Annotated in this window: 16 protein-coding genes; 15 read left to right on the forward strand and 1 reads right to left on the reverse strand. The window is 57.4% G+C overall.

What is annotated here, in order from left to right; translation table 11 throughout:
- Positions 1 to 256: 256 nt before the first annotated feature.
- The 4 genes from CPY51_RS05730 to CPY51_RS05745 all read left to right on the forward strand — a co-directional run bounded on the left by CPY51_RS05730 (position 257) and on the right by CPY51_RS05745 (position 2,222).
- Positions 257 to 757, forward strand: coding sequence for a VOC family protein (locus CPY51_RS05730; protein WP_244598468.1), 501 nt, complete (start codon positions 257 to 259; stop codon positions 755 to 757).
- Positions 758 to 873: 116 nt separating this feature from the next.
- Positions 874 to 1,110 carry a tautomerase family protein gene (locus CPY51_RS05735; RefSeq protein WP_111159258.1) on the forward strand — a complete coding sequence of 79 codons (237 nt, stop codon included), beginning with the start codon at positions 874 to 876 and terminating at the stop codon, positions 1,108 to 1,110.
- Positions 1,111 to 1,293: 183 nt separating this feature from the next.
- On the forward strand, positions 1,294 to 1,545 hold the full coding sequence (locus tag CPY51_RS05740) for a hypothetical protein (protein ID WP_111159260.1): 252 nt from the start codon (positions 1,294 to 1,296) through the stop codon (positions 1,543 to 1,545).
- 20 nt (positions 1,546 to 1,565) lie between these two features.
- Positions 1,566 to 2,222, forward strand: coding sequence for a pyridoxal-phosphate dependent enzyme (locus CPY51_RS05745; RefSeq protein ID WP_111159262.1), 657 nt, complete (start codon positions 1,566 to 1,568; stop codon positions 2,220 to 2,222).
- 33 nt (positions 2,223 to 2,255) lie between these two features.
- Here CPY51_RS05745 and CPY51_RS05750 read toward each other — a convergent pair whose 3' ends face one another.
- Entirely contained in the window at positions 2,256 to 3,137 is an 882-nt protein-coding gene (locus CPY51_RS05750) for an N-acyl homoserine lactonase family protein (RefSeq protein WP_244598470.1), read from the reverse strand.
- A gap of 295 nt (positions 3,138 to 3,432) precedes the next feature.
- Here CPY51_RS05750 and CPY51_RS05755 point away from each other — a divergent pair, with 295 nt between their 5' ends.
- The 11 genes from CPY51_RS05755 to CPY51_RS05805 form a co-directional block, all read left to right on the forward strand.
- Positions 3,433 to 4,080 carry an MEDS domain-containing protein gene (locus CPY51_RS05755; RefSeq protein WP_111159266.1) on the forward strand — a complete coding sequence of 216 codons (648 nt, stop codon included), beginning with the start codon at positions 3,433 to 3,435 and terminating at the stop codon, positions 4,078 to 4,080.
- 278 nt (positions 4,081 to 4,358) lie between these two features.
- Positions 4,359 to 4,964 (forward strand): hypothetical protein, encoded by a 606-nt coding sequence (locus tag CPY51_RS05760; RefSeq protein WP_146260080.1) that lies wholly within the window; start codon positions 4,359 to 4,361, stop codon positions 4,962 to 4,964.
- Positions 4,961 to 5,236, forward strand: coding sequence for an ATP-binding protein (locus CPY51_RS33715; protein ID WP_275540451.1), 276 nt, complete (start codon positions 4,961 to 4,963; stop codon positions 5,234 to 5,236). The genes CPY51_RS05760 and CPY51_RS33715 overlap by 4 nt, the downstream gene beginning before the upstream one ends.
- Positions 5,237 to 5,275: 39 nt before the next feature.
- Positions 5,276 to 5,959, forward strand: coding sequence for a response regulator transcription factor (locus tag CPY51_RS05770; RefSeq protein WP_111159272.1), 684 nt, complete (start codon positions 5,276 to 5,278; stop codon positions 5,957 to 5,959).
- Positions 5,960 to 6,091: 132 nt separating this feature from the next.
- On the forward strand, positions 6,092 to 6,817 hold the full coding sequence (locus CPY51_RS05775) for an SDR family NAD(P)-dependent oxidoreductase (protein ID WP_111159282.1): 726 nt from the start codon (positions 6,092 to 6,094) through the stop codon (positions 6,815 to 6,817).
- Between the two features lie 154 nt (positions 6,818 to 6,971).
- Positions 6,972 to 7,901, forward strand: coding sequence for an enoyl-CoA hydratase/isomerase family protein (locus tag CPY51_RS05780; protein ID WP_244598472.1), 930 nt, complete (start codon positions 6,972 to 6,974; stop codon positions 7,899 to 7,901).
- Positions 7,902 to 8,033: 132 nt separating this feature from the next.
- On the forward strand, positions 8,034 to 8,732 hold the full coding sequence (locus CPY51_RS05785; RefSeq protein ID WP_111159276.1) for an SDR family NAD(P)-dependent oxidoreductase: 699 nt from the start codon (positions 8,034 to 8,036) through the stop codon (positions 8,730 to 8,732).
- A 39-nt stretch (positions 8,733 to 8,771) separates the two neighbouring features.
- Complete coding sequence (locus CPY51_RS05790; protein WP_420820669.1) at positions 8,772 to 9,107, forward strand: DUF488 domain-containing protein; 336 nt, start codon at positions 8,772 to 8,774, stop codon at positions 9,105 to 9,107.
- A 654-nt stretch (positions 9,108 to 9,761) separates the two neighbouring features.
- The gene (locus tag CPY51_RS05795) at positions 9,762 to 10,388 is read left to right on the forward strand and encodes a DUF433 domain-containing protein (RefSeq protein ID WP_420820668.1); all 627 of its coding nucleotides are present in this window, start codon (positions 9,762 to 9,764) and stop codon (positions 10,386 to 10,388) included.
- The gene (locus CPY51_RS05800) at positions 10,385 to 10,765 is read left to right on the forward strand and encodes a DUF5615 family PIN-like protein (RefSeq protein ID WP_111159280.1); all 381 of its coding nucleotides are present in this window, start codon (positions 10,385 to 10,387) and stop codon (positions 10,763 to 10,765) included. The genes CPY51_RS05795 and CPY51_RS05800 overlap by 4 nt, the downstream gene beginning before the upstream one ends.
- 194 nt (positions 10,766 to 10,959) lie before the next feature.
- A partial coding sequence (locus CPY51_RS05805; RefSeq protein ID WP_195909434.1) for a transposase occupies positions 10,960 to 11,317 on the forward strand: 358 nt, incomplete at its 3' end.

Consider the following 11,317-nt stretch of genomic DNA (forward strand, 5'->3'; position numbering starts at 1 on the left):
TCCTGGATTTTTTCGTTACCCGGATTTGGGCGTGTTTCGTAATCGCGTCCATAAGTGCCTCCTCGCCAAAGTTGGGACAACCACACTCTGTGGCTTTCGATCTTGGGCGGCCATCGGACAATGGTATCGGCTAGACGATGGTATCGCCGCGACGATGGTCCAATTGCGAGCATTCTGCTGCCGCCATAACGTCCGGAGGAACAGTTGCTCTAGCCGTTCCTGCGTGGTGGGAACAGAAGACCTCAGGGAGGCAGCCATGAATGATGTGCAGATCGAGAGCAAATCCGCGGAGGATACCCCGCGCTCTTTGCCGGTCAAAATGAAATTCGAGCTGCTGGTCATTCCAGAATCGGATGTCGATCGCGCCAAGCGCTTCTACAGCGACCTGGGCTGGCGGCTTGATATCGATTTCGTGTCAGGCGAAAACTATCGCGTCGTCCAGTTCACACCGCATGCATCCGAATCCTCGGTGATGTTCGGTAAAAATATCACCGCCGCCAAGCCGGGGTCGGCCGAGGGTATGCATCTGATTGTCGCGGACATTGAGGCTGCGGGCAAAGACCTCATCCGCCGTGGAATCGAGGTGAGTGACCTTTTCCACGATGTGGGCGGGGTGTTCCATCATTCAAACGGTAAGGGTATCGCCGCCGGCCCCAATCCGCAGCGAAAAAGCTACGCGTCGTACGCTACGTTCAGCGATCCCGACGGCAATCGGTGCCCGGCAAGCGTGGCGACACAAGTTTCACAGACCAGCTGACCGAGGCGGTCTGGGGCGTCGTTCGTTGATCGAAAAACGCTATCACGCCGATCAGGCACGTGATGCGCGATTGCAAAGTAAATCAGAGTTCAACATCAGCTCCAAAGGAGGCACCTATGCCGATCGTAACTGTACAGGTGACCCGGGAAGGTACAAGACCTGACCGCAGTTCGGTCACCGCGCAAGAAAAGGCCGCCATCATAGCCGGTGTCAGCCAGGTGCTGCTTGACGTCCTGAACAAACCGCTGGAATCGACCTACGTGGTGATCGAGGAGGTGGACCTGGACAACTGGGGATGGGGCGGGCTGCCCACCGTCCACTATCGGGCGAAGCGCGCACTATTAGCGTCGTAGCTACCGCGCCTTTACCATGCCGATATGGTCGTAGAATTGATCCGCCGTCGTGGTCCGGGCTCGCTTGGAGCCGCGATTGAGAACTCTCGGTGCGAAATACCAAAAAACTGGACATATTCCCTCGGGTTCGGCTGATGGATGGCGCAACTCCGATCCAGCGGTTGAAGGGCGTCGAACGCGTTCTTGGCGACCGCACAGGAGACGTTCGTATCTGGACGAAGCGGGACGACTTCAGCTCGCTCGGCGGCGGCGGCAACAAACTTCAAACTCGAATTTCTCTTCGGTCAGGCATTGGCGGAAGGCTGCGATACGGTCATCGCGGTGGGTGGCTTGCAGTCCAATTTTGCACGGCTCACCGCCGCCGCGTGCGCCAAGCTCGGCTTGGGCTGCGAGTTGGTGCTCTCACAGATGGTTCCTCGCGATGATCACTCTTAGCTAGGCAACGGGAATACTTCTTGACAAGCTTATGGGCGCGGGAATTCACATCGTTCCCCGAAGGCGGTCACGCCGATGAGATGATCGAAAAGCTGGCCGCCGAGCTATCCCGTCGTGGGAAAAAGGTGTTTATCAACGCTCTCGGCGGCTCGACGCCCGTCAGATGCCTTGGTTATGTCGCATGCGCCTTCGAAATAGCGGAGCAATCAAACAGCTCGATATCTCTTTCGACCAGATTGTCATTCCAAATGGAAGCGGCTGCACGCATGCAGGTCTTGCTGCGAGGCATGGTTATCAAAGGCTATGATCCGATGACGATACGAGCGCACACTGTCGCGACAGCCCAGGTATCTGCGATTGGCGCGACAGCCGGGAAAGTCAACGATGGGCTGAACTTGCTTGGCACCGAAACAATGATCGGTCCCGAGGTCCTGAACATCAGCGACGAGGAACTGGGTGGCGGATACGGAATCCCAACCTCCAGCATGGCGAATGCTGTCAGGCTTATGGCTCGCTCGGAAGGGCTGCTCCTCGATCCGGTCTACAGCGGAAAAAAGGCATTCGCAGGCTTGATTGCGGATATCAACGCCGAACGCATTGCAGCGGGTTCTGATATCCTGTTCATCATGACAGGCGGTTCTCCCGGTTTGTATGCCTGTCCGAGCGCATTCGCGTGACACACTCCCTGGCATGTGCGTCAAACGTTTTGTTCAATCGTAGAAGTCGGGGATCAATTTTAGCTGATCCGTCTGCGCCTTGTCATGATTGATAAACATCTGCGCGTGACGCGTCTGCATGATGCTGCGAATACGCTGCATCGACGCCAACGACTGTGCCCTGTCCGTATTCAGCGAAGGGACTGTTCTCCGCTCAAAATTGCCCTTCGAATGCACGACATCGCCTGACAGAATGATATAGCCGCTCTTTGCCAGATGGACCATCAGGGACTGACTGCCGGGCGTGTGTCCGGGTGTCGAAATCAGGTCCACGCTGCCGTCTCCGTAAAGGTCGAGATCACCGTTGATCAACCTCAGTTTCTTCGGGTGACCTAGCAGTTCACGCGCCAGTGCTGTCAGCGCGTTCAGTTTGGGATCGGCCTGCGGCCCTGAGTTGATCCAGTCGAATTCCGCCTTCTGCAAGATAACCTCTGAATCGGGAAACAGCTTGACGTTGCCGATGTGGTCGCCATGGGAGTGGGAAAGAATGACGTAGGTCACGTCCCCCGGTGCCAGTCCGATTTCCACAAGTTGCGAGGTCAATGTCCGCTCGACATGGTAGACGATCAGGCTCGGAAGTGTCGACCATCCCTTGGGATCGTTCACAGTCGCCTCCGGCACTCCGGTATCCCACATGATCACATCACGCCCGTGCTTGATCAGATAGCAGGTGGATGAGAACTCGATGCTCTTTCCGACGTTCTCGCCAGGCGTCCATACCGACTCGTCGTTGGCGACCGAATGACCGCAGTCCAGCCTGTAGAGCCTGTCGGCGACACCCGAACCAGTCAGCGCCGGTGGATCGGAGCTGGCCGCGGTAGAGATGGAAGGGTTGGCGAGCGCAGCCACAACGGCCCATGCACAAAAACGGTTCACCGGAGTTCCTCGCATTTTACTCGGAAGGGATGCCTTGAATCTATGTGCCGATTTCCGTCCGCGATTGCTCGATAGGCGCATGCATAGCCCGAAAGGAGCGGAATAAGGCCCGGATTGTCAAATTTAGGTAGTACCCTACGCATCGAACAGGTGCTAAGTTGCGCGCGCGAAACCGACACCAAAGCACAATAGACCCGGGTTTCCGGTTGGTGCACGTTTCCGCGCGTAAGGGTGAGGCAGCCCGAGCGGCCGCGGCAGCAACGCCATACGGAGCCACCGGAGAGGGGGCCTCGTGATGGGAACTGCGTCGCCCATTCGGCTTGCTGGACACCGCCTTGGTCGAAACCGCCACGTTTGCGCATTTTGCAACAGTGCGGAAGAGGGTTATCGCGTGCTGATGCCATTCATCAAGGAGGGATTTGAATGTGGAGACAAGGCCCTCCACATCATCAACCCTGCGAATAGCGCTGACCATATGAGCAGGCTTGGAGCTGCCGGGATTGACACGGAGGCTGCCATGCATTCGGGGCAGCTTGAGCTTCGCGAAAACACGGAATTCTACCAGCCCGACGGTCATTTCGACCAGGACCGGATGTTTGAGACGTTCAAGAGCGTCGCGGATGCAGAGACAACGGGCGGCTTTCCGCTCAGCCGGATAGTTTGCCATATGGACTGGGCGGCGAGCGATACAGTCAACATTGTCGATGTCATCGAGTTCGAAGCACGGGTCAACGATGTCTGGCAGAGCCACGACGACGCGGTGATCTGCGTCTACGATCTCGCGAAGTTCGGCGGCGACGCGATTGTCGATATCATGCGCACCCACCCGATGATCATCGTGGGCGGACTGCTTCAAGAAAATCCATTCTATGTCGCCCCGAAAGATTTTCTTTCGGAATTGCGCGAGCGACGTGCCTCCCCGGAGAACCCTCAACAGTCCTGATCGGAGATCGGATGACCGAGCAGCGTGAGCAGACTGGTGACGAGACCGTACGGCTTCGACGCTGCATGAGCGATCTCCTTACCCTCATCGCACTCCCAGCGATGTGGGCTGGCGGCGGGCTAATCGTGCCGGCTCTCCTCGATGTCCTTCCCGCAATGCTTGATGTCGACTTTCTGTATGTGAAACTGGCGTTTGGGCATGACGGAGCGCCGGTCGACGGAACGTGGGTTTCCGATCTTATATCAGCTTCCGGGCCGCATGACATCGTGGAGACGCTGGTGGGATCGTTCGGCGCGACTATGTCGGATTGGCCCGAGCACGCGAGAATTGACTTCGGCGGCTTCATGCTTTCGGTCATGCAGACCAAGTTCGGCATCAACGGCCAAACAGGCATCCTCATCGCAGGAGCAAGACGACCGAGCTTTCCGGTTGAAACAGAGCGCCTGCTTTTGAATGTGGCCGGCAACCAGATATCGCTCGGCATGAATGAAGCCCAGTTGCATGGTCGGCAACGGCACCATTCGGAAGAACTTGACCGGCGGGTTGCGCAAAGGACGGAAGAGCTTGCGGCGACAAACCAAAGGCTTGCCGAAGAGATTGCCGAGCGCAAACGGGCGGAAGCCGACCTGAACAGGAGTGCCGCCTTCCTCGCCCAGGCGCAACGGTTGTCAATGACGGGCAGCACGTGGTGGAACGTCTCGACGAGCGAGATTGTGTGGTCAGAAGAAACCTACCGTCTGATCGGATACCCAAGCACGCTGAGGCCGACCGTCGAGATGACCATGGAACGATGTCATCCCGACGATGCTGGGCGGGTCGGTCAGATTGGTCACGCCAGCTTCTGGTCCGAACAACGCGCGATGATCGCGAAAACGTGCGGATGATCATCCGGGATACTGGTGCAGGCTTTGGATCGGACCCGGAAGGGCTTTTCAACGCCTTCTACACCACAAAGCATGAGGGGATGGGCATCGGCCTTTCAGTCAGCCGATCGATCATCGAGAGCCACAAGGGGCGCATCTGGGCGGAAGCAAATGACGGACAGGGAACAACGTTCGTATTTGAACTGCCTGAACACCAAAGCCTGGAAGCTGAACTGCAGAGACAGATGCAGCTTGGTGCAGGCCGGCACAGCCCCGGAACGGCCCCAGATTAAATGGACGAAATCGCCAGCTTGGCAACTTGGGAGAAAAATATGTACAGGGAACTGACAAACATCGAGCGCAAGGCGTTCATGCCCTTGGTCGAGACCGACGGTCGGCCGACCGTGTTCGTCGTCGACGATGACATTTCCATCCGCGAGTCCCTGGAGGGTTTGATCGAGACCGAAGGCTGGCGACCCATGCTCTTCAGATCGGCCAGCGAGTTCCTCTCCTACCCCCTGGAGCAGTGCGCAAGGTGCCTGCTGCTGGACATCAACATGCCTGATCTCAATGGGCTTGAACTCCAGCAACTCATAGCCGCTGACCAGAGCGACATGCCAATCATCTTCATCACCGGTTATGGCGATGTCCCGATGACCGTGCGGGCGATGAAGGCTGGAGCGGTCGAGGTTCTAACGAAACCCATTGACGACGACGCCCTGCTGGAAGCTATCCGGAACGCCATCGCCAGAAGCGCCGTCGTTGCGGGTCAGCAAAACGAGATGCGGTGCCTGCGCGACCAATACGGCGCGCTGAGCAAGCGCGAGCGGGAGGTCATGGCTCTGGTCGTCACCGGGTTGCTGAACAAGCAGATCGCGTTCGAACTCGGGATCAGTGAGGTCACGGTCAAGGCACATCGTGGAAATGTAACCCGAAAGATGAATGCGCGATCGCTTCCAGAGCTGGTGAACATGGCCGCTCGGTTGGGTATCGGCGATGCAGGGCTGACCATTTGAAATAGTGTGTTTGGAAACCGATCCGATAGTATCGGGAACACCATCGTACAATAGCTTCTCTCAGCGTTCCATCGTTCTCTGCTTACATCCGGGGCCTTTCCTCGAGGTCCCCCGCGGATGGAAGGAACGATCATGGACAGCGACAAGACAATCCTCATCACCGGGGCGGCTAAGGGAATAGGCGCAGGGCTCGTCAATACTTTCCTCGAGCGCGGGTACAACGTCGTCGCCGTTTCACGCCAGATCAGCGTTGGCCGCCCATTTGTAGCGTCAGACAAGCTGGCCTTGGTTGAGGGCGATGTCGGCGACGCGGCAACCGCCAGGCGATCGGCGGAGACGGCGCGCGAACGCTTCGGCTCGATCGACGCGCTCGTGAACAATGCCGGAATTTACTTCACCAAACCCTTTCTGGATTACACCATAGACGATTTCCGAAAGCTCTCCGCCACGAATGTGGATGGCTTCCTGCTTATGAGCCAGGCGGCGGTCAAGCAGATGATTGGCCAGAAATCCGGCGGTAGCATCGTCAGCATCTCGGCGTCGCTCGCCGATCATCCGATCGCGCGCGTCAATGCATCCGTGGCGATGATCACCAAAGGCGGTATCAACTCAGCCACCCGGAACCTCGCGATTGAATTCGCGCGCGAAAAGATCAGGTTCAATGCGGTGGCCCCAGGAACCGTCGACACTTCCATGCACGATGGCGCTTCGACGGCCGATGTCGAAATGCGTTCGCCGATGGGGACCGTGTCGAAAATCCAGGAGATCGTCGATGCGGTCGTCTATCTGACCGAGGCTCCCAACGTGACGGGGGAAGTGCTCCACGTCGATGGTGGCGCGCATGTCGGCAAATGGTGACTATTCCATCTGATTGCCGCTCCGGCGGCCGGACAACGAAACTCCCTCAACAGAAGTCACAAGCGAGGCAGACATGTTCAAGGATTTAAGCCGTACAGCCCTAACGCTATCCACCGCCCCGGCACGACCGCAGACCAAGCTAATGATTGCAACGATGCTGGCCTTATCAGTTTCGCTTACCGCGTATGCGGGTCAGGCAACCATTTCAGCTGCCATCGAGGCGACACCTCCAGAACAATCAAGCACACTGCCAGCTGTCAAACGGCAGGTCCTCGTCGAGCACAGGTCGCCTTCCTATTGGCGAGTTTCGTTCGACAATCCGCCGTTCAACATCGTCGGGCCGGATTTCCTGCCACAGCTTACTGAAGTCATGAACGAGATCGAATCCGATCGTGACTTGAGGGTCGTCGTGTTCGAGAGCGCTGTCCCGGGCTTCTTCCTCACGCATTACGATTTCGTTCCTCCGTTGTCCGCATCGACCGACATGCCATCCGGCCCCACGGGTCTCCATCCGCTGCCCGACATGCTCGTGCGATTGAGCCGGGCACCCGTTGTGTCGATCAGCCTGATCCGGGGACGGGCCACGGGAGTCGGGAGCGAACTTGCGCTTGCAAGCGACATGCGGTTTGCCAGCCGGGAAAAGGCGATATTCTCGCAATGGGAAGTCGGAGCTGCCCTGGTTCCCGGAGGCGGACCTATGGCACGGCTGCCCCGGCTGATGGGCCGTGGACGCGCGCTGGAGGTGCTGCTGGGTTCCGACGACATCGATGGCGATCTGGCTGACAAATACGGTTATGTGAACCGTTCTCTTCCGGACGATGAACTGGACGGTTTCGTCGATGCGCTCGCGACCCGCATTTCCAAGTTCGACAAGCAGGCGATCGCCGACACCAAACGGTTGGTCAACTTCGCCAGCCTGCCATCCGACCCTGAAATCGGTGCCGGATGGGACGCGTTCATCACATCCGTGCAAAGACCGCAGGCGCAGGCGAATATCACGAAGCTGATGAAGATGGGTCTGCAGACAAACAAGGATGTCGAAACGCGGCTTGGATTTTATACCACGACGCTCGGAGACCAGTGAGCTGTGAATGCACACGGTTCGGACGCGGTTGCCGGTGAGCCTGGAGCAAGGGTCCATTGGCCATATTGGCAATATCAGAATTCTCTTGGGCCAATGTTCGGTCGGACATTGCCTGGAAACGAGGGACGCGAAATGGAACAGCCAGTCGTCTTGATCACGGGAGCGGGAGGAAATCTCGGCCGGGCGGTGGTGGAAGAGCTTGCCCCAAAGGGCGCGCGCCTGGTGTGCGTCGATCGCAATCAAGAAACCGTTGCCGCGTTGGTCGCGTCCCTGCCCTCCGGTCCTGATGTACTCGGCGTCGAAGTCGACCTGACCGACATGACGTCGTGCCTGTGCGCCGCTCAAAAGGCACATGACCGGTTCGGTCGCATCGATGCCTTGGTCAATACAGTTGGTGGGTTCAAAATGGGACCTGTCGATGCACCCGGGATCGATCAATGGGATGCTCTGATGATGCTCAACGCGCGCACGGCCTACTCCATCAGCGCCGCAGTCCTTCCAAGCATGCAGCAGCGCCAGCATGGACGTATCATCCACATAGCAGCTTCTCCAGGCTTAAAGGCAGGTGGCCGGCAAGCCGCGTATGGCGCATCCAAAGCGGCGGTCATTCGTCTGACGGAAGCGATCGCGGCAGAAAACAGAATACATCGGATCACTGCCAACTGCATCCTTCCCGGAACCATTGACACCCCGGAGAACCGGGCCGCCATGCCCGACGCCGACACTGGGAGCTGGGTCCCGCCAAGCGCGATCGCCAGGTTGATTGCTTTTCTGGTGTCGGAGCACGCATCCGCAGTCACTGGCGCTGCAATTGCGGCTGGGGGCTTCTGATTTCAACCTTTCCGCGGGGAGTATATCCTGCCGTTCAAAATCAAACGAATCTACGAGCAGTCCGCGGAATCAGATGGAATCCGCGTTTTGGTGGACAGGCTTTGGCCTCGCGGTCTTACTAAGAAAGACGCCAGAATAGATGTCTGGATGAAAGAAATCGCTCCAAGCCCTGGATTGCGCAAATGGTTCGCCCATCGTGTTGATCGATGGGAGGAATTTGCAGTGCGGTACACATCAGAACTTAGATTGAATCCCGCAGTGGATAATTTGCGAACCTTAGGATCAAAGTCGATCGTGAGTTTACTCTACGCAGCGCATGATGATGAGCACAACCACGCCATCGTCTTGAAGAGCGTGATATCGTCCGAGGAATGATCTCCGACCGTCCAAATTCTCTCATTAGTGTTGTCTGGGTGTTGGGCTCGTTGAGCGTAGCGGTGGTCTAACTTAATGGGCTGGTCGCGAACAGCCACCTCGCAGGCACCCAGGCGGATGAGGTGTACGCGAAAAGCGCGCTGAATGCCGGAGAGATCTATGGAAAAAGGGATAGTCTCTTTTGGACGTCAGCCTTTTTTATCTGTGCGGTTGCAGGGAGGGCCGCTCATTCCGCGGCGCGATCTTGATACGCCTCCCAAGTGGCTTGAACCCTACCTCATAGAGGGCCGAGCCGAACGACGGCGTCCTTGCTGAGGAACTGATAAGAGCCGCGCAGTCTCCGCGATTATCGCGGAATCGATCAAACTTCGCCGCATCGCACTGGCAGACCCGGACCAAGGCAGGAGAAACGCGAGATACGTTCCTTACTGGGCCGCGTAAGGAACGTGTTCGCCTTGAAAGGATGTGAACCGCCGGCCACGACGTTGACTGCGCGTATCAAAGATAAGTGACTACAATTTATCTGCTTTTCGGAAAGGAACACAACTTGGACATCTAGCCCTGGATGAGTGACTGAAAAGAGATTGCAGAAAACTTGGAATGTGAGGACTTTACTATCAGGGTTCATCGCATTATATATTCTCCACAAGGAGAATGATTATGGCTGTTTCACGCGCCTATACGCCGACTGAAGCCGCAGCTCTGAGCGAGATCGCAGTGAAGTCGGTGCACAACGCCATCGACAAGCGGATCATTGCGCAGTTTGTCGGGGGCGAAGGGCGTGCGCTTAATGATGACGATCTGCTGCGGCTGAAGCTCTGGTATGGGGTGGGGTCAATCCTATCTGCCGAGCGCCGCAAACGGCTGTTCGACACCATCGATCAGAACCCCGACGCGGATACGGTCCGGGCGGACGACTATCTCATTGTGGATGTTGCGCGCGCCCGTGAACAGTTAGCGGCACGGGCTGAAGCACTGAGGCAGGCAGAGCAGGTGATACAGATTGTCAAAGGAGTCATGGGTGGAGAGCCGGTTTACAATGGGACCCGCATTCCAGTGAGAATGATCGCCGCGATGAAAGCTCAGGGGGCTAGTACATCGGAAATTCTTGAAGGCTATCCGTCTCTCAGCCCAGGAATGGTCGAGTCTGCCGAAATCTGGGCTGCCGCCCATCCGGCAAGGGGCCGGCCGCGAAAGCTGTCTGAACTCGGCTTGAAGGCGACGTCCACAAAGCGTTTGCGTCTTGGGACCACTTCTAATTCGTCCGGCTCGGCATCGTGAAATTTCTGATAGACGAATGCCTTCACACGTCTCTCGTGGCCGTGGCCCAAGGCGCCGGCCACGACTGCTCCCATGTTAACTGGCTGGGTTTGAGCGGCGAAACGGACTGGGATCTAATGCCGCGGATCGTGGCCGAGGATTTCACATTCGTGACGAACAACGCTCGCGACTTTCGCAAGCTTTATGCAAAAGAAGAGCTTCATGCAGGCTTGGTGATAATAGTGCCGCAAGTCCTACCGGCTCTGCAACGGGAATTGTTTGCCCTGATCCTGCAAGAATTCGTTCTGGGACAGGACTTCGTCAACGAAGTCATCGAAGTGACCATTGAGGGCGAAGACAGCGCGGTTCTCACACGCTATTCGCTTCCGAAGGTCTGAGCGCAGCTCCGTCACTTTCGTCTAGTCCTGGAGAGATCGGTAGGCATTCCCGCCGGGTGCCTTGTTCCCTGCCAGACTGCTGATACCTTTCTGATCTGGCTGCTCGATGTGCAAACTCTAGGCTTTGGTGCACGGATCATTCAGTTGTCGTGATTTATTCGAGCGGGGATCTCAATAGCCGGTCTGTCGCAGTCATGCCTTTCAAACACAATGCCGCCCGCCGTCATCACATCGGCAAGATGAAGTTCAAGGTGACGAACTGGTCGGAATATGAGGCGGGGCTGCGGCGACGTGGAGGCTTGACCTTGTGGCTGACACCGGAGGCGCTTGCGATGTGGTCAGCTCCAAGACGCAAGACCCGTGGTGGCCAGCCTCGCTATTCTGATCTTGCGATCGAGACAGCCTTGTCCCTGGGCATGGTGTTCGGCCTGCGGTTGCGGCAGGCCGAAGGCTTTCTGAAATCGATACTGCAATTGATGGGGTTGGCACTCCCTGTCCCCGATCATACCACGCTCAGCCGTCGGGCACGGACGTGGCAATCGCTCAGCAAAC

The sequence above is a fragment of the Arminella tubonensis genome, assembly GCF_003240585.1.
Classification (GTDB): Bacteria; Pseudomonadota; Alphaproteobacteria; order Rhizobiales; family Rhizobiaceae; genus Rhizobium; species Rhizobium tubonense.